The 16965-nt window shown below is 69.5% G+C and carries 16 protein-coding genes; 1 reads left to right on the forward strand and 15 read right to left on the reverse strand.

What is annotated here, in order from left to right:
* Window positions 1-72 precede the first annotated feature (72 nt).
* A complete protein-coding gene (locus ACQPY4_RS31925) occupies window positions 73-981 on the forward strand; it encodes an NADP-dependent oxidoreductase (RefSeq protein WP_433327203.1) in 909 nt (302 codons plus the stop codon).
* On the opposite strand, the gene ACQPY4_RS31930 is transcribed toward ACQPY4_RS31925, so the two are convergent.
* From ACQPY4_RS31930 to ACQPY4_RS32000, 15 genes are all read right to left on the reverse strand, one after another.
* Window positions 971-1888, reverse strand: a complete 918-nt coding sequence (locus ACQPY4_RS31930) for a DUF6177 family protein (protein WP_433327205.1) — start codon at window positions 1886-1888, stop codon at window positions 971-973. The genes ACQPY4_RS31925 and ACQPY4_RS31930 overlap by 11 nt on opposite strands.
* Before the next feature lie 354 nt (window positions 1889-2242).
* Window positions 2243-2923 (reverse strand): hypothetical protein, encoded by a 681-nt coding sequence (locus ACQPY4_RS31935; RefSeq protein ID WP_433327207.1) that lies wholly within the window; start codon window positions 2921-2923, stop codon window positions 2243-2245.
* 73 nt (window positions 2924-2996) lie between these two features.
* On the reverse strand, window positions 2997-3431 hold the full coding sequence (locus tag ACQPY4_RS31940; protein WP_433327209.1) for a hypothetical protein: 435 nt from the start codon (window positions 3429-3431) through the stop codon (window positions 2997-2999).
* Window positions 3428-5080 (reverse strand): hypothetical protein, encoded by a 1653-nt coding sequence (locus ACQPY4_RS31945; protein WP_433327211.1) that lies wholly within the window; start codon window positions 5078-5080, stop codon window positions 3428-3430. The genes ACQPY4_RS31940 and ACQPY4_RS31945 overlap by 4 nt, the downstream gene beginning before the upstream one ends.
* On the reverse strand, window positions 5077-5418 hold the full coding sequence (locus ACQPY4_RS31950) for a DUF6507 family protein (RefSeq protein ID WP_433327213.1): 342 nt from the start codon (window positions 5416-5418) through the stop codon (window positions 5077-5079). The genes ACQPY4_RS31945 and ACQPY4_RS31950 overlap by 4 nt, the downstream gene beginning before the upstream one ends.
* Before the next feature lie 274 nt (window positions 5419-5692).
* Window positions 5693-6694 carry a sugar phosphate isomerase/epimerase family protein gene (locus tag ACQPY4_RS31955; RefSeq protein WP_433327215.1) on the reverse strand — a complete coding sequence of 334 codons (1002 nt, stop codon included), beginning with the start codon at window positions 6692-6694 and terminating at the stop codon, window positions 5693-5695.
* A complete protein-coding gene (locus tag ACQPY4_RS31960; RefSeq protein WP_433327217.1) occupies window positions 6691-7815 on the reverse strand; it encodes a Gfo/Idh/MocA family protein in 1125 nt (374 codons plus the stop codon). The genes ACQPY4_RS31955 and ACQPY4_RS31960 overlap by 4 nt, the downstream gene beginning before the upstream one ends.
* An 11-nt stretch (window positions 7816-7826) precedes the next feature.
* Window positions 7827-8885, reverse strand: coding sequence for an ABC transporter substrate-binding protein (locus tag ACQPY4_RS31965; protein WP_433327219.1), 1059 nt, complete (start codon window positions 8883-8885; stop codon window positions 7827-7829).
* 34 nt (window positions 8886-8919) lie between these two features.
* The gene (locus ACQPY4_RS31970; protein ID WP_433327221.1) at window positions 8920-9912 is read right to left on the reverse strand and encodes an ABC transporter permease; all 993 of its coding nucleotides are present in this window, start codon (window positions 9910-9912) and stop codon (window positions 8920-8922) included.
* A complete protein-coding gene (locus ACQPY4_RS31975) occupies window positions 9909-11432 on the reverse strand; it encodes a sugar ABC transporter ATP-binding protein (RefSeq protein ID WP_433327223.1) in 1524 nt (507 codons plus the stop codon). The genes ACQPY4_RS31970 and ACQPY4_RS31975 overlap by 4 nt, the downstream gene beginning before the upstream one ends.
* A gap of 14 nt (window positions 11433-11446) precedes the next feature.
* Entirely contained in the window at window positions 11447-12631 is a 1185-nt protein-coding gene (locus ACQPY4_RS31980) for an ROK family protein (RefSeq protein WP_433327225.1), read from the reverse strand.
* A gap of 135 nt (window positions 12632-12766) precedes the next feature.
* Window positions 12767-13384, reverse strand: a complete 618-nt coding sequence (locus ACQPY4_RS31985) for a GTP-binding protein (RefSeq protein ID WP_433327227.1) — start codon at window positions 13382-13384, stop codon at window positions 12767-12769.
* Window positions 13365-13811 carry a DUF742 domain-containing protein gene (locus ACQPY4_RS31990; protein WP_433327230.1) on the reverse strand — a complete coding sequence of 149 codons (447 nt, stop codon included), beginning with the start codon at window positions 13809-13811 and terminating at the stop codon, window positions 13365-13367. The genes ACQPY4_RS31985 and ACQPY4_RS31990 overlap by 20 nt, the downstream gene beginning before the upstream one ends.
* A gap of 1 nt (window position 13812) precedes the next feature.
* A complete protein-coding gene (locus ACQPY4_RS31995) occupies window positions 13813-14259 on the reverse strand; it encodes a roadblock/LC7 domain-containing protein (protein WP_433327232.1) in 447 nt (148 codons plus the stop codon).
* The gene (locus ACQPY4_RS32000; RefSeq protein ID WP_433327234.1) at window positions 14256-16607 is read right to left on the reverse strand and encodes a sensor histidine kinase; all 2352 of its coding nucleotides are present in this window, start codon (window positions 16605-16607) and stop codon (window positions 14256-14258) included. The genes ACQPY4_RS31995 and ACQPY4_RS32000 overlap by 4 nt, the downstream gene beginning before the upstream one ends.
* Between the last annotated feature and the right edge of the window lie 358 nt (window positions 16608-16965).

Genomic DNA, 16965 nt, shown 5'->3' on the forward strand with positions numbered 1-16965 from the left:
TGGCCAGATCCTTACACCCCTTGGCAACCAAGCCACTGTCAGCCCAGCGGACACCCGGGCAGGCTGAGGAGCATGAGAGCCATCAGCCAAGACGTCCTGGGCGGCCCCGAAGTCCTCAGGGAAATCGACATCGACCGTCCCACCCCCGGCCCCGCCGAGGTGCTCGTCCGTGTCCACGCCGCGGGCCTGAACCCCACCGACTGGAAACACCGCGCCACCGGCGGCCTCCTGGGCGACCCCCCGTTCATCCTCGGCTGGGACGTCTCCGGAACCGTCGAAGAAGTAGGACTGGGCGTCACCTTCCACGCCCCAGGCGACGAAGTCTTCGGAATGCTCCCCTACCCCAACGGCGCGGGCGCCTACGCCGAATACGTCAAGGCCCCCTCAAGAACCTTCGTCAAAAAACCGGCCAACATCGACCACATCCAGGCGGCAGCCCTCCCCCTGGCAGCCCTGACCGCCTACCAGTCCCTAGAAGCAGCCAACCTTCAACCAGGCCAACGCGTCCTCATCCACGCCGCCGCCGGCGGCGTAGGCCACCTGGCCGTCCAACTGGCCAAGTCCAAAGGCGCCCACGTAATAGGCACAGCCAGCCAGGCCAAACACGCGTTCCTCAAATCCCTGGGCGCCGACGAACTCATCGACTACAAAACCACCGACTTCGCCGAAACCCTCAAAGACATCGACCTGGTCATAGACGGCATAGGCGGCGACTACGGCCCCCGCTCCCTCAAAACCCTGGCCCCCACCGGAACCCTGGTCTCCCTCGTCCTCAGCAACCTGGCCGACCTCCCGCCCACCAAAACCCTGGAACTCCTGGTAGAGCAAGACCGAGCCCACCTCGAAGAAATAGCCGCCCTAGCAGCAACCGGCCGCCTGAAAGCCGAAATAGCCGCCGTCCACCCACTCGCCGAAGCCGCAAAGGCCCACCACCAAGGCGAATCCAACCGAACGACCGGCAAACTCGTCCTCACCCCCTAGCCAAAACCTCCAAGAACGGCCCCCAAGCCTCCAGACTGCGCCCATCCCCAACCTCGAACCAGGCCACCGGCCGCCCCGGAGCCCCCACAAGCCGAGCCCCCTCCAAATCCCCCAAATCCTGAACCCCCGCCTGCCCAACAGCAACCCCCACAGGCCGCGGAGGCCCCGCCAAAGGCCCCACAGCAAGATCACTACGCCCACCCAGAACCTGCGCCGTCAGAGAAACAACCTCAAACCGTCCCGCAACCCACTCAACCAACTCACCCAGATCGGGCACGTCTCCCTCATACCCCACGGCGCAGGTAACGGTCTCCTCCAAACCCCCCACAGCCCGCACAACCTCGATCGTCCCAACAACTCCCGACTCCCCCACAAACACCAGCCACGTAGGCTCCGGAGCCCGCGCCCGACATACCTCACTCAAATCCCCAGGCCGCCAAACATTAGCCGCAGGCTCCGAGGTCCCCCACCCCACAGGCGCCCCATCCGCGAGGACAGAACACAAAACCTCAGAAACCTCCCCCAAAACAGGCTCCCGAGCCTCATGCCGCACAGTAACCCGCACCACCAACTGCGTCCCCTCATAATCAACCGCAGGACGCACCTTCCCTTCAACGGGAACAAACGCGGACTCATCCCAAACCAGGGGCACCCCACTCACCCCATCGAAATACTCGCTCTCCGGAGTCCGCACCACCCACCGAGCCATCGACTGCCCAAAACCAAGCCTCAAAGGCATCGTCACAAAAGCCGAATCCGATGTAAGAAGCTGAAACTCCCGCTCCCCACAAACCCGAAAAACATCGGCCACCCACGAAGACAAAGAAACCAAGGGCCGATGCTGCACCATCACCAAAGCCCGCTCCGACCAAAAATCAACCCCCGGATGCATCCCCACCCCCCACATGCGCCGGATGATCGACCCAAACAACCCCACCACACCGCTCCACCAAGGCAGAAGCAAACCGCAAAGCCACCGCCTCAGACCCCGCAAATCCCTCAGCAGCCCGAACCTCAACCCACCACAAAGGCACCCCCAACCCACCAACCTCAGGCCCCAAAACCCGCTCAACCTCCCCCTCAACCCGAATCAAAACCGGCATCTCAATACCCACCACCAACTCCCCACCCTCATCACACAACTGAATAACCCCACCCTCCTCCAACCCCAAAACCCGCCACCCAGTCCCAGCAGCCCCCAACCCCAAAGCCACCGCCTCAAGATCCGGCTCCCGAGCCACCAAAGCCACAACATCCTTAGTCACAAATCACCAGCCTCCACTCCCGCGATCACCTTGAGAGCGCGCAAGCTAGGAGCTTCCAATTCCTGGGCGTCGGCCGGGACCCCACCCGCAGCCGCGTCCTCCGGTGCGCCCACCCAATGCCGCAGCGCTTCCAATGGCGTCAGCCCCATCGCTTGTGCTTCGCGCAGCCGGAGAACCCAGGGCCCACCGGCATTCCAGCCCTCGTCCCCGGCGTCATCCCGCTCAACGTAGAAGGCCGCATCGTCGGCGACCGCAGCCCACAGATAACCGAGGACATTCCCCATTCGCATAACGGGGAGATAGCGAACAGCCGACCCCGTTGTCGTCGGATAGTCCGTTTCAGGAATCTCAAACGGGCTGAGCGCCCCCCACCCCTTCGACCTGTCGACCGGTGTCCCATCCGGCCACGTAGCCCTCTCGGCGAGGCCGGGCACAGCAGGAGCCGTCCATCCAGGGTTGGCCATCTCTATCAGCGCGTCCAGGCTCGGCGCTTCCTGCTCTGGCACCCCGCTCGCAACCTGACCGCCCTCTGGATCCTCCGGCTCGTCGGCCATCCGATGGAGAGCCTCCAATGCCGACAGCCCCTGCTGCTTGGCCCTGGCCAGCCTGCCTTCCCAGACCACTTGCGATTGCGAGGCGTTTTTATGATCCACAAATAACCACTCGACCCTCCCCATACCCCAACAGCCAAAAATCGGACCACCCCGACGGCACATGAATGCGCTTTGCTGGCGCAAACGCCCATCATGACTAGACGGTTCGAAAGTAGAGATCACCCATGGAAAAAGCGGCCGGGTTGAATTCACCATAACCGATGGCCTCTTCGAAGCTCGCCGCGTCCTCCGGGAACGCGAGCTTGAGGATCTCCGGGTCGCATCTCAAAACAGGTTCTGCTGAATCAGGGATGACAATGATCGGCACAGAACTGGGAGCGACCTCTTGCACACGTGCAGCCACAGACTCTTTTACCACCACAAGTGGATATGACGCGTGGACGTAGACGAGGATGACGTCGCCCTCGAACACCGCGAGCCAATTCTCTCCTGCGAAACCGTCCCAGTCCTTCTCGCTTTCGAGCGCCTCGGCCAACTCGGCTCCGAGGCCCACGAGTTCATCTGGCGTCCATGGGTGGCGCGTCCGAGACCAGGCTTCCAACTCGGGCCCCAGGTCTTTCTCTGTGGTCACGCGGGGCTCCCTGGCGAGGCGTGAATCTTTCCGTGGCTGTCTTTGTAGACGTTCAACCAGCTTGTTAGCTCTCCGGTCCTTTTGTGCACACCGACCGGGCCATTGACTACATACACCTTGGCCTTGGCTCCATCCCGCGCGCGAGTCCAAAGGTCATGCTTGTCGGCATAAGATGCCGCATCCAGCGTCGCCTTGTCAGCATCGACATGCGGGAGGAACTCGCTCTTCTCCGTGGGTGCGTGGCCGTACGCATGTCTGTTCTGCTTCGCGCGATCAACAGTGTAAGTTCCGTTCGTCAGGCGACCGTGCTCATCACGGTAGATCCGGGATGGATCATCGGTACGATGACGGCCGCCTTCCCGATCATCCTTGGAGCCCGAGGATTCGCTGCCGTCACCCTCGCCCTTGCCTTCCCCGGTGTGCTCGTTGCCAGACCTCGCCCCACCGTCGTCGGTCGCCCCCTTCTCCGTGTCCTTCTCTCCTTGAGGCTCGTTCGAAGGGCCTCGATCCGTCTCAGGTGATCGAGCAGGGTCTGAAGGCTCTGGGCCAGGGGTGCGTTGAGGGTCGGGGAAGCGGACTTCAGGGTTTGGGGTGCTGGGGGACTTGAGGTTCAGGTGTTTGAGGAGGTCGCCTACTTTGGGGCCCTTCCCAGCCAGGCGGGTGCCTTCGCCTATGGGGTCTATGTAGCGGGTGGCTCTGTTGATGGTGTGGAGGGTTCTGGCGGTTTTGCCGGCGTCGGCGGCCAGGGTGGCGGGGGTGGCGGCTCGGCCTACGGGGACGACTGTGGTGATGATGTTGTAGAGGGTTTGGCCGGCGGCTCGGGCGGGGTCGTCTTTCCAGCGGTTCCAGGCTACGAAGCTCTTGCCAAACTTCCGCCAGGACTCGAAGGACTTGCGGCGGACGCTGGGGACGATCATTACGGGGGTGAAGAAGATGGGGGCGCCCAGGGCCATGATGGTTTTGTAGGTGCCCCACCATTTGCTTGGGGAGGTGGCCAGGTTCCAGATGCCTTGGACGTCGCCGAATAGGCCGTCTTTGAAGAAGCCTGTTAGAAGGGACTTGCCGCCGTTCCAGGCGTCTTTGTACCAGGGGAGGTCTGGGTTCTCTGTGGTGCCCCAGGGGAGGGGTTGGGGTTTGCCTGTGGGTTTTTGGGCGCTTGGCATTTTGCCGCCGTAGGCGGCGTAGATGGCTCGGGCGCATTTTTCCTGGGCGGCCTGGAACGCCATTGCCAGGGCGTTGACCTGGTTGATCAGGGAGTCGTTCTGCTGCTGGAGGTCGTCGTCCTCTTCGAACTTTTCGGGGCCCATGGCGTCGGCCTTGGCGACGACGGTCCTGGCTTCGGTGTGGAGGGTTTTGAGTCTGGCCTTGATCGCGCGGACTTCCTGGGCGTAGTGGACCAGGGCTATGGCTGCGCGGTTCAGTTCGGTTTCTGCGGTTTGGGCGGCGGTTTTGATGGGGGCCGTCGCCGCTAGGAGGTCGGTTGCTTCTGGGGCTCGGTAGACGGTTGAGAGGCCCTGCCAGGTGCGGTCGATTTGGACGCCCGCAGAGCGGATGGAGCCGCCGGAGCTTTGGAGCTCGCGGGCCTGGTCTTCCAGGGCGTCGGGGTCGGCCTTGGCGGCGATCTCCAGGATCGCGTCGGGGACGATCATTGTTTGAGGAGGCGCTTGATGTCGGGGGCGGCGCTTGCGCTTCGCATGGCGGTTTCTGCCATGGCCCTGTCGGCCGCCAGGTAGGCGTTCGTGGCCTTTGAGGCGCCGGTGATGCAGTTGGCCACTCGGGCGTAGAGCGTTACCAGGGCCTTGGCCTCGTGCTGGGCGAAGTCGGAGAGGGCCTTGCCGACCAGGTCGCTTCCGGAGAACATGATCGCGTTCTCGCAGGTGTCGGGGAAGGACTTCATGGTCTCGGCGATGGGCTCGTAGTCCGTGGCGGTGCGCCTGAGGACGCCTTGGACGCCGGGGACGTCGAGGTCCCAGCCATTGATGGTCATCGCGGTCCCGGGTCGTGGTGATCTCGGCCAGCCAGCAGCATGGCGGAATTGACCCGAATTTGACAAGGTGTCATGGACGCGATGGAGCGTCTTGCCTGGCGGCGGGTGGTCGAGATCCCCCCGAACCCGACCACCCGGCCGCGCAAGCGGCACGGCCCGCCCACGGCACGGGCGCCTGGAGACCCCCGCGATCTCCACGCGCCCGCGTCGCCGTCTGGCGAACCGTGCGAGAACCACTATGGCGGGGCCCGATCAACAACCGATCAACGGGCGTTCAACGCTCGAAGGCGGCGTCGAAAGTGCTGGTGGGAGGGGTGATGGACACCAGGGAGCGGACGAAGGCGAGTGCTTCGGGGGCTCCCTGGAGGCGGTCCATGCCCGCGTCCTCCCATTCGATGGAGATCGGGCCCTCATAGGAGATGGCGTTGAGGGCGCGGAAGCAGTCCTCCCAGGGGACGTCGCCGCGGCCTGTGGAGATGAAGTCCCAGCCGCGGCGGAGGTCGGCCCAGGGCAGGTGGGAACCGAGGCGGCCTCGCCTGCCGTCGCCGACGCGGACCTTCGTGTCCTTGCAGTCGACGTGGTAGATGCGGTCGCGGAAGTCGTAGAGGAAGTTGACCGGGTCGATGTCCTGCCAGACGAAGTGGGACGGGTCCCAGTTGAGGCCGAAGGCGGGACGGTGCCCGATGGCTTCGAGGGTGCGGACGGTCGTCCAGTAGTCGTAGGCGATCTCGCTCGGGTGGACCTCGTGGGCGAAGCGGACGCCGGACGCGTCGAAGACGTCCAGGATGGGGTTCCAGCGGTCGGCGAAGTCGGCGTAGCCGCGCTCGATCATGGATTCGGGGACGGGCGGGAACATCGCGACGGTGTGCCAGATGGATGAGCCGGTGAAACCCACGACGGTTTGGACGCCGAGGCGGGCGGCGGCGCGGGCGGTGTCCTTCATCTCCTGGGCGGCGCGGGTGCGGACGCCTTCGGGGTCGCCGTCGCCCCAGATGTGCGGCGGGAGGATCGCCTGGTGGCGCTCGTCGACGGGGTGGTCGCAGACGGCCTGGCCGACGAGGTGGTTGGAGATCGCCCAGACCTTCAGGTCGTGCTTGGCGAGGGTCGCGAGTTTGCGGGCGACGTAGTCCTCTTCGGCCAGGGCCCGGCGGACGTCGAAGTGGTCGCCCCAGCAGGCGATCTCCAGTCCGTCGTAGCCCCAGCCCGAGGCGAGGCGGCAGACCTCGTCGAAGGGGAGGTCGGCCCACTGTCCGGTGAACAGGGTGATGGGTCTCATCGGATCGGCGTCCAGGTGCTCTGGGCGGCCGCGCTCTGCTGGACGGCGGCCAGGACCCGCTGGACCTGGAGGCCGTCGGCGAAGGACGGGGACGGTGCGCTCCGGTTCGCGATCGCGTTCAGGAGGTCGGCCGCCTGGTGGGTGAAGGTGTGCTCGTAGCCGAGGAGGTGGCCGGGGGGCCACCAGGCTCCGGCGTAGGGGTGGTCGGGTTCGGTGACGAGGATGCGGCGGAAACCGGCCGTGGTGTCGTGGTCGTCCAGGAGCCAGAGTTCGTTGAGGGCTTCGAGGTCGAACGCCAGCGCGCCGGTGGTGCCGGAGATCTCGATGCGCAGGGCGTTCTTGCGTCCGGTGGCCAGGCGGGTGGCTTCGAAGGTGGCCAGGGCTCCCCCTGCGGTGCGGGCGGTGAAGATGGCCGAGTCGTCCACGGTGACGGGCTTCCTGCCGTCGGGGTGGGGGCGCGTTCCGGTGAAGGTGTGGAGCGTTCCGGAGACCTCGGTGAGGGTGTCGCCGGTGATGAACTGGGCGGCGTCGACGATGTGGGCGCCGATGTCGCCGAGGGCTCCGGAGCCGGCGCGCTCGCGGTCCATGCGCCAGGTCCAGGGGGCCTCGGGGTCGGTCAGCCAGTCCTGGAGGTATTGGGCGCGGATGTGGCGGACGGTTCCGAGGCGCCCTTGGGCCACCAGGTTCCTGGCGAGGGCGATCGCCGGGATTCTGCGGTAGTTGAACCCGACCATCGCCACGATGCCCTTGGCGGCGGCGCGGTCGGCGGCGTCGGTCATGGCCTCGGCCTCCGCGACGGTGTTGGCCAGCGGCTTCTCGCACAGGACGTGCTTGCCCGCGTCCAGCGCGGCGATGGCGATCTCGGCGTGGCCGTCGCCGGGCGTGCAGATGTCGATCAGCTGGACGTCGTCGCGGCGCAGCAGCGCCTTCCAGTCCGTCTCGGCGGACGCCCAGCCGAGCGCGCGGGCGGCCCGCGCGGTGCGCTCGGCCGAGCGGCCCGCCAGCGCGGTCATCAGCGGGGTGAGCTCCGGTTCGAAGAAGGCGCCGACGTTGCGCCAGGCCTGCGAGTGCGCGCGGCCCATGAAGGCGTGGCCGATGAGCCCGACCCCGACCGTCGTCATAGAGCTCCCCCTCAGGATTCGAAGCCGAGCGGCAGGTAGCGTGCGACGTTCTGCCGGTCGACGGTCTCGGACGCGAGCGTGATCGATTGGGGGACCTGGAGCTCGACCAGGTCGCTCATGCCCTTGCCCTGGGCCAGCAGCCGCGCGGCGCGCAGCGCCGATCCGGCCATGGTCGGGCTGTAGGTGACGGTGGCCTCGAGGACGCTCTTGCCGCCCTGGATCTCGCGCATGGCGTTGGCCGAGCCCGCGGCGCCGACCATGAAGAACTCCTTGCGTCCCGCCTGCTTGATCGCGGCCAGGACGCCCACGCCCTGGTCGTCGTCCTGGTTCCACAGGGCGTCGATCTTCTTGTGGGCCTGGAGGAGGTTCCCGGCGACCTGGTTGCCGGACTCCACGGTGAACTTGGCGTCCTGGCGGGCGGTCACGGTGAAACCGTAGCTCTTGAGCGCGTCGGCGAAGCCCTTGCTGCGGTCCTGGGTGAGCGGCAGGGTGGCGATGCCCTGGATCTCCAGGATGACGGGCTTGGCGACGCCCTTCTGCTTGAGCTTCTTGCCGACGTAGTGGCCCGCGGCCACGCCCATGCCGTAGTTGTCGCCGCCGATCCACGTCCGGTAGGAGAGCTTGTCGGGGAAGACGCGGTCGAGGTTGACGACGGGAATACCGGCGTCCATCGCCTTGCGGGCGACCTGGTTGAGCTGCCCGCCGTCGTTGGGCAGCAGGATCAGGACGTCGACCTTGGCCGAGATGAGCGACTCGACGGCCGAGATCTGCTGGTTGATGTCGTTGGTCGGCTCGACGGGCTTGAAGGTGACGTCGGAGTACCGCTTGGCCTGGGCCTGGGCGTTCTTGGTGATGGCGGCGATCCAGCCGTGGTCGGCGGCGGGCGCGGAGAACCCGATGGTCACCTTCTTGCCGGGCTTGTCGTTGTCGCCGCCGTTGGCCGCGACGGCGGCGGGCGCCGGGTTCTTCTCGTCGTTGCTCGTGCAGGCGGCGGCGAGGGTGCCCGCGGCGATCGCGGCGCCTCCGGTGAGGAGTCCTCGGCGGCTGGGACGGCTGCTTCGCTCGTGCATGGCGTGCTCCAGTGCGGGGGTGGTTGCGGGCGGGTCAGAGGGGTGAGCGCAGGCCGCGGCGCTGCAGCAGGACGGCGGCGACGATGATCGCGCCCTTGGCGATGAGCTGGTCGCTGGTCTGGAGCCCGTTCAGGATGAACAGGTTGGTGATGAGGGTGAAGACCAGGACGCCGAGGATCGATCCGGCCAGCGTGCCCCGGCCGCCGGTGAGCAGGGTGCCGCCGATGATGACCGCGGCGATGGCGTCCAGTTCGTACAGGTCGCCGTGGGTGCTGGACCCGGTGGTGGTCCGCGCCATGATGATGATCGCGGCGATGCCGCAGCAGAGTCCGGACAGCCCGTACAGGGCCAGGGTGTGGCGCCGGACGTTGATGCCCGCCAGCCGGGCCGCCTCGGGGTTGCCGCCGACGGCGAACGTCCGGCGGCCGAAGGTGGTGCGGTTGAGCAGCACCCATCCGGCGGCGGCCACGGCGGCGAAGATGAACACCACCAGCGGGAGCCCGGCGACCTTGGTGGTCGACAGGGCCTCGATGGCGTCGTTCTCCGGCCGGACGAGCTGGGTCTTGCGGTCCGACATGCGCTGGGCGAGGCCCCGGGCGGCCACGAGCATCGCGAGGGTGGCGATGAACGGGACGAGGCGCCCGTAGGAGATGAGCAGCCCGTTGACCAGCCCGGCGCCGGTGCCGACGAGCAGCGCGCAGATCACCATGACGGCCGGCCCGTACGACTGGGTGGCCACGGTGGTGGCCCAGACCGAGGCCAGCGCCATCAGCGCGCCGACCGACAGGTCGATGCCGCCGCCGATGATCACGAAGGTCATGCCGACGGTGATGACGCCGATCGTGGACGCCAGCGCGAGGATGCCGACCATGTTGCCCGAGGTGGCGAAGTTGTCGGGCTCGGTCAGCACGCCGACCAGGGCCAGCAGCCCGAGCGCGGCCACCAGGCCGAGGTGCCGGATCTCGCCGTGCCCTCCGGACCCGGGCCGCGCCCTGGCGATCGCCTGCTTCAGCGAGGTGTCGGTCATCGGGCGCCGCCTTCCATGATCATCTCAAGGACCTCGTGCTCGCCGAGGTCCGCGGCGTCGCCCTGGTGGACGACGCGGCCCTCGCGCAGGACCAGCACGCGGTCGGCCAGCCCGAGCACCTCGGGCACCTCGCTGGAGACCAGCAGCACGGCGATGCCCTGGTCGGCCAGCGTCCTGACCAGTCCGTAGAGTTCGGCTCTGGCTCCGACGTCCACTCCCCGGGTGGGCTCGTCCAGGATCAGCAGCCGCCGCCCGTTCAGCAGCCAGCGGGCCAGGACGACCTTCTGCTGGTTGCCGCCCGAGAGGGTCCGGACGGCGCGGGCGGGGTCGGGCGGGCGGATGTCGAGCGCCTTGATCTGGGCGCGGGCGTCCGCGCGCTCGCGCGTCCGGTCGAACCAGCCGAACCGGGCGTACCGCCCCATTCCCGCGAGGCTGATGTTGGCCGCGACGCTCTCGTTCAGCAGCAGCGCCTGGCTCTTGCGTTCCTCGGGAGCCAGGCCCATGCCGCGCCGGACGGCCACTTGCGTGTCCCCGGGACGGACGGGCTTGCCGTCCATCAGCACCCGTCCCCGGGTGGGACGCCGCGCGCCGTACACCGTCTCCAGGATCTCCGACCGTCCCGCGCCGACGAGCCCGGCCAGGCCGACGATCTCGCCCGCCCGGACGGAGAACGAGACGTCCTCGAACGCGCCCGCGAGCGACAGCCCCTCGACCCGCAGGATCTCGGGGCGATCGTCGGCGGGCGGGGGCCGGTCGGGGAACGCGTGCTCCAGCTCGCGTCCGGTCATCAGCGCGACGACCTCGGACGTCGGCGTGGTGCGTGCGGGCAGGCCGCCGGCGACGGAGCGGCCGTCCTTCAGGACGGTCACCCGGTCGCCGATCTCGCGGATCTCCTCCAGGCGGTGCGAGATGTAGACGACCGCGACGCCGGACGCGGTGAGCTCGCGGATGATCCGGAAGAGGCCGGAGACCTCGTCGTGCGCGAGCGCGGCGGACGGCTCGTCCATCACGATCAGGCGCGCGTCGTGGGACAGGGCCCGGGCCATGCTGACCACCTGGCGTCCGGCGGCGGGCAGCCGTCCGGCCTCGCGGCGGGGCGGGATCTCGCCGTGGCCGAGTCCGGCCAGCAGCTCGCGGGCGCGGCGCTCCCCCTCGGCACGGCGGGTGAAGCCGAGCCTGGCCCGCTCGTGGCCGAGGAAGATGTTGTCGGCCACCGACAGGCCGTCGACCAGGTCGAGCTCCTGGTGGATGGTGGCGATGCCCGCCCGGGTCGCGGCGTGCGGGTCGGGGAGCCGCAGCGGTTTCCCGTCGAGCAGGATCTCGCCCTCGTCCGGACGGTGCGCCCCGGCCAGCACCTTGATCAGGGTGGACTTGCCCGCCCCGTTCTGACCGAGCAGGCAGTGCACCTCCCCCGCCCGGACGTCGAGATCGACGCCGTCGAGGGCGCGCACGCCCGGGAACCGCTTGACGATCCCCCGCATCCGCAGGAGCGGGTGGGGGCTGCCGTGCACCTGGCCCACGGGGGCCTCCTCGCTCAGGCGTCGGTGAACACGTGGTCGCTGATGAGGCGTGCCGCGCCGATCACGCCGGCCTGGCCGGCCAGCTCGGACAGCACGATCGGGAGGTTGCCGGTCGCCAGCGGGGGCGACCGGCGGTAGACGACGCCGCGGATCTCGGCGAGCAGGGTGTGGCCGAGCCCGGCCACCCCGCCCGCGACGATCACCAGGCCGGGGTTGAAGAAGCTGACCAGCCCGGCCAGCACCTGGCCGACGTTGCGGCCGCCCTCGCGCACGAGCCGGACGGCGACCGCGTCTCCCGCGGCGGCGGCCTCGGCCACGTCGCGCGCGGTCAGCTCCGCGCGGTCGGCCAGGAGCAGGGCGAGCTGCGGCGAGCTGCCGTCGCGGGCGGCGGCGGTGGCGTCGCGGGCGAGCGCAGCGCCACCGAAGTACGCCTCGAGGCAGCCGGTGTTGCCGCAGGCGCACATCGGCCCGGCCTCGTCGACGCGGATGTGGCCGATGTCCCCGGCGCTGCCGGAGACGCCCCTGTGGATGGCCCCTCCGGCGACGATGCCGCAGCCGATGCCCGTCCCTATCTTGACCAGCAGGAAGTCGTCGACGCCGCTGGCCAGGCCCGCGTGCAGCTCGCCCAGCGCCATGATGTTGACGTCGTTGTCGACCCGGACCGGGCAGCCCAGCTCCTGGCTGATGGCGTCCCGGACGGGGAAGCGGTCCCACCCCGGCATGATCGGCGGGACGACCGGCATCCCGTCGCGGAAGCTGACCGGGCCGGGGACGCCGATCCCGGTGCCGTGCACGCTCGGGAGCAGGCCCTCGTCGCGCAGCTTGCCCAGCAGGTCGAGCGCCCGGTCGAGCACGACGGTCGCGCCCTGCCGGACGTCGCAGTCCTCGGAGACGTGCCCGAGGACCTCCAGCTCGCCGTTGGTGACGGCCACGTCGATCGAGGTGGCGCCGATGTCGAAGGCGACGAAGCGGAGCCCGGGGGCGAGCCGGACGACGCTCGACCGGCGGCCGCCCCGCGAGGCGGCGAGACCGGCGGTCTCGACCAGGCCGAGCTCGGCCAGCCGGTCGAGCTCGACGGCGAGCTTGGAGCGGGACAGGTGGACGACGTCGCCCAGTTCGGCGCGCGAGCGCGGCCCCTCGTCGCGCAGCAGGCGCAGCAGGCGTGCCTGGTGCACGTTCTCGGGTCGGCTCGCCGACATCCGCATCACGCCATCCCCTCGGGAATCGGGTATGACGCGAACGTAACCGGCTTTCGCCGCGTTGAGAAGACCTTTTCCCTAGATCTTCCGAACTTTCCTCACTCAGAGGACAAAGTCAGCCGTCTCCCCGCGGCCTCAGTGGGTCAGGGCCCCCGAGGTGTTGCCCTTGCTCATCGTCCGCATGATGTGCTCGACCAGCGAGATCAGGATCTGCTTGGCCGACTCGCGGTCGCGGACGTCGCAGTCGATCACCGGGATGTCGGCGGACAGGTCCAGCGCGGCGCGCACCTGGTCGGGCGTGTGCCGTCCGGCCCCGTCGAACCGGTTGACGCCGATGATGAACGGCACGCCCCGGCGCTCGAAGTAGTCGACCGAGGCGAAGCAGTCGGCCAGCCGCCGGGTGTCGACGAGCACGACCGCGCCCATCGCCCCCTTGGCCAGCTCGTCCCACATGAACCAGAACCGGTCCTGCCCGGGGGTGCCGAACACGAACAGCACCAGCCCGTTGGGCAGGGTGATGCGGCCGAAGTCCATCGCGACCGTGGTGGTGGTCTTGTTCGCCACATGGCTGGTGTCGTCGATGCCGACGCTTCGCTCGGTCAGCGCCTCGTCGGTCTGGACGGGACGGATCTCGCTCACCGCGCTGACCAGCGTGGACTTGCCGACGCCAAAGCCACCGGCGACCAGGAGCTTGACGGTCAGCGCCGAATCGTGCCCCTTGGGGGCACCGGGTTCAGAGCGCACGGATTCCATCGATCACTTCCTTGAGTACCCGCTCGCCGGGGAACTGAGCCACCGGCGCGGGGCGGCGGACCTGGATGAAGGAGTGGTCGAGGAGGTCGCCCAGCAGGACCCGGACGACGCCGAGCGGAAGTTCGAGCTCGGCGGCGATCTCGACCACCGTGAGTGGATTGCGGCACAGACTCAAGATCATTTCATGTTCGGGCTCCGGCTCCCACTTGCGGGCGCGGGAGCCGTCCTCGTCGGCGGGCACGTCGTCCCGGGTGATGATCAGGGCGACGAGGTCGAACTCGTCCCCCCGGTAGTGGGTGCGCCCGCCGGTGAGCGCGTACGGCCGGACCACGGGCCCGGCGTCCTCGTCGAGCCAGCCGGGGGCGTCCGGCCCCGAGGCCGCGGCGGCCTCGGGCTCCGGCGTCTCCGGCTCCAGTGACTCGTGCACCTCAGAAGCCCCCCGGGCCCGCCGAGGGGACGCGCGGGTTGGCCGACAGGTGCTGGCCGACCCGAGTGACCAGCATCGCCATCTCGTAGGCGATCATCCCGAGATCGGCGTCAGCGTCGGCCAGGACGGCCAGGCAGGCGCCGCGCCCGGCGGCGGTGACGAAGAGGAAGGCGTTCTCCATCTCCACGATCGTCTGCCGGACGGCGCCGCCGCCGAAGGTCTCCCCCGCGCCCCTGGCCAGGCTCTGGAAGCTGGCGGCCACGGCCGACAGATGGTCGGAGCTCTCGACGCCGAGACCGCTGGAGGCGGCGATGCGAAGGCCGTCGCTCGACAGGACCACCGCGTTCTGGACCTGGGCGACCCGCTGCACCAGGCTGTCGAGCAGCCAGTTCAGGTCGCCGCCGCCTCCGCCGCCGCTCTCGTGGCCGGCGTGCTGCGGGTAAGTCATGGAGTGTCGTCCCCCTCTTCCCTGTTCTCGTGCTGGCTCTGCTCGGCCTCGCCACGCCCGCGCTGCCAGCCGCGCTGCATGGTGGAAATCTTCGAGGCCATGTTCTCTGGGGTACGCGCCTCATCGCCGTCCGGCTCGGCCGCCGTGCCTTCGGCCGCCGCCATGTCCGCGTCGACCTTGGCGGCGAGCTGGGGCGCGAGGTGGGTCTGCCGCCTGCGCCTGGGCAGGCCCCCGAGGTCGCCGTCCGGTTCGGGAGCGGGAGGCGCCTCGGGCTCGGGTTCCGGTTCGGGCTCGGCCACCAGCCGGACGGACCCGGACGAGGCCGCGGGCGCCGTCCCCTCGCGTGCCGGGGCGAGCGCGCGTTGCGGGCCCGTGACCAGGCGGATCCCGGCGGGCTCGGGCTCGGGGAGGTCGGTGACCAGCGAGCCCGGGATCAGCGCGATCGCGGTCGTGCCGCCGTAGGGCGACCGCCGCAGCGTGACCGTGACGCCGTGCCTGCGGGCCAGCCGCGCGACGACGAACAGGCCGAGCCGCGCGCTGTCGGACGGGTCGAAGTCGGGCGGGTCGGCCAGCCGCCGGTTGGCGGCCCCCAGTTCCTCGTCGGTCATCCCGAGGCCGCGGTCCTCGATCTCCAGCGCGAAGCCGTGCCCGACCTCGTGGCCGCTGACCCGTACCGGCGACCCGGGCGGGGAGAAAGCGGTGGCGTTCTCGACGATCTCGGCGAGCAGATGGATGAGGTCGGCGACGGCGGCGCCGTGCACGGCCAGCCGGGGCAGCGGCGCGACGCGGACCCTGGGGTAGTCCTCGACCTCGGCGACCGCGCCGCGCACCACGTCGACGGCGGGCACGGGACGCCGCCAGCCGCGTCCGGCGGGCCGTCCGGCCAGGATGACCAGGCCCTCGGCGTGGCGGCGCATGCGCGTGGCCAGATGGTCGAGCCGGAACAGGTCGCCGAGCTCGGCGGGGTCTTCGGTGCGGCGCTCCATGGCGTCCAGCAGGCCGAGCTGGCGGTGCAGCAGGGCCTGGCTGCGCCGGGCCAGGTTGACGAAGACCTCGCTGAGCCCGTTGCGGGCGGCGAGCTCGCCGGCGGCGGCCTCGATCACCGCCTCGCGGGCACGGGTGAACGACTCGGAGATCTGCCGGATCTCGTCGATGCGGTACCGGCCCTCGGGGTCGTCGTCGCCGGGGCTGATCGGGCGGCCGTCGCGGACCTGCGCCGACAGCAGCGGAAGCCGCCGCTGGGTGAAGTCGACCACGCGGGCGGCCAGCGTGCGGCACTCGCGCAGCAGGCCGCGCGCCAGCCGGACGCCGATGAAGGCCGACAGCACGATCGCCAGCAGGCCGAGCCCGCCCGCCAGGAGCAGCCGCAGCAGGAGGTCGCGCGCGATGCCCTCGGCCCGCTCGGAGGTGCCGACGGCCACGTTCCTCTCGAACGCCAGCAGGCGGCCGCCGACCGAGTCGACGGCGGCGCGCCAGGCGGCGGCGTCGACCGGCGCGGCGTTGGACGGGACGCGGTTGGCCTGCGCGCCCCGGTCCTTGCCCGGACGGTGCGCCGGGACGGGGCGCTCCACCGAGCGCATGGTCCGGTCTTCGAGCATCCGCAGCCGGATGAATTCGGAGGACGCCACGAGCCGCTGGTACTGGGCCAGGTCGTCGCCGCCCAGGCTCGGGGCGGCGTCGGAGAACTGGTACCGCTGCGCCCCGACGAGCTGGGTGAACTGGCCGCGCTCGAAGGCGGTCAGCCGTCCCGTCCCGAGCGCGCCGGTCAGCAGCGCGTCCTCGCGGGACAGGTACTCGCGGGCCCGGGCCAGGGAGGTGTTGAGCCGGACGTCGGAGGTGACGTGCCCGTTGCGGGGAGTGATGACGTTGTAGAACGCGAAACCCGCGTCGATGATGCCCGAGTACTCCTGCAGGACGCGGGCGCGGTCGACGCCCCTCTGGTCGACCGTCCTGCGCACCCCGTCGAGCGCGGCGATGTGGCCCACCAGGTCGTCGAGCCGCTGCCGGACCACGGGCCTGACCAGGCGGCGCAGGCCCGCGTCGCGGCTGTTGCGGCGCACGGTCTCGCGGGCGGCGTCGGTGCTGCGGCGCTGCGCGTCCAGCGCGGCCCGGTCGGCCGTGGGGACGCCGCCCAGATGGGCCAGCGAGAGCCGCCGCTCCTTCTGCAGGCCGTCCAGGAGCTCGTGGGACGGCTCCACCGCCTTCTCCCGGAACATCCCGCCCTGCCGCAGCTGGTTCACGTCTCCGAAAGAGACGATCGTCACGAAGACCCACAGGGCCACCAGGGACAGCAGCGGCACGAGGATCAGGACGCTGATCCTCGTGCGGATGGACGACAGGCGCGGCATCGCGATCACTGCGCCCGGGCCGCGCGGACGGGAGAGACGAAGGCAGGGGGGCACATTCGGGGGAAACCTCCCGATGCGGGGTATACGGGGGCCTGCGGGAGCCTACTACGCCGAACCTCGCTCACCCGAACCGGGATCCCGCGCCTGGCCGCGCCCCGACCCTTGTGACCAGCGCCGAGACCGCGCGCACGGGCGGCCCCGCGCCGCCCCCGCGCAAGGCCGGAGGCACCGCGCCCCGGGGGGCGGCGTCGCGGGTCGGGCGACGCCCTCCGCCTGCCGCGCCACGGTTCTTCATCGGTTCTCCTCGTCCGGCTCATCGGCCGTACCCTGCTCGTTCAGGTCCTGGTAGATGTCGGAC

The sequence above is a fragment of the Spirillospora sp. CA-294931 genome (genome assembly GCF_050946795.1).
Classification (GTDB): Bacteria; Actinomycetota; Actinomycetes; order Streptosporangiales; family Streptosporangiaceae; genus Spirillospora.

Bases quoted from the DNA above. Each gene is read 5' to 3' on its own strand.
- ACQPY4_RS31925 (WP_433327203.1), top strand. From the start codon at position 73: ATGAGAGCCATCAGCCAAGACGTCCTGGGCGGCCCCGAAGTCCTCAGG.
- ACQPY4_RS31930 (WP_433327205.1), bottom strand. From the start codon at position 1,888: ATGTGGGGGGTGGGGATGCATCCGGGGGTTGATTTTTGGTCGGAGCGG.
- ACQPY4_RS31935 (WP_433327207.1), bottom strand. From the start codon at position 2,923: ATGGGGAGGGTCGAGTGGTTATTTGTGGATCATAAAAACGCCTCGCAA.
- ACQPY4_RS31945 (WP_433327211.1), bottom strand. From the start codon at position 5,080: ATGATCGTCCCCGACGCGATCCTGGAGATCGCCGCCAAGGCCGACCCC.
- ACQPY4_RS31950 (WP_433327213.1), bottom strand. From the start codon at position 5,418: ATGACCATCAATGGCTGGGACCTCGACGTCCCCGGCGTCCAAGGCGTC.
- ACQPY4_RS31955 (WP_433327215.1), bottom strand. From the start codon at position 6,694: ATGAGACCCATCACCCTGTTCACCGGACAGTGGGCCGACCTCCCCTTC.
- ACQPY4_RS31960 (WP_433327217.1), bottom strand. From the start codon at position 7,815: ATGACGACGGTCGGGGTCGGGCTCATCGGCCACGCCTTCATGGGCCGC.
- ACQPY4_RS31965 (WP_433327219.1), bottom strand. From the start codon at position 8,885: ATGCACGAGCGAAGCAGCCGTCCCAGCCGCCGAGGACTCCTCACCGGA.
- ACQPY4_RS31970 (WP_433327221.1), bottom strand. From the start codon at position 9,912: ATGACCGACACCTCGCTGAAGCAGGCGATCGCCAGGGCGCGGCCCGGG.
- ACQPY4_RS31980 (WP_433327225.1), bottom strand. From the start codon at position 12,631: ATGTCGGCGAGCCGACCCGAGAACGTGCACCAGGCACGCCTGCTGCGC.
- ACQPY4_RS31985 (WP_433327227.1), bottom strand. From the start codon at position 13,384: ATGGAATCCGTGCGCTCTGAACCCGGTGCCCCCAAGGGGCACGATTCG.
- ACQPY4_RS31995 (WP_433327232.1), bottom strand. From the start codon at position 14,259: ATGACTTACCCGCAGCACGCCGGCCACGAGAGCGGCGGCGGAGGCGGC.
- ACQPY4_RS32000 (WP_433327234.1), bottom strand. From the start codon at position 16,607: ATGCCGCGCCTGTCGTCCATCCGCACGAGGATCAGCGTCCTGATCCTC.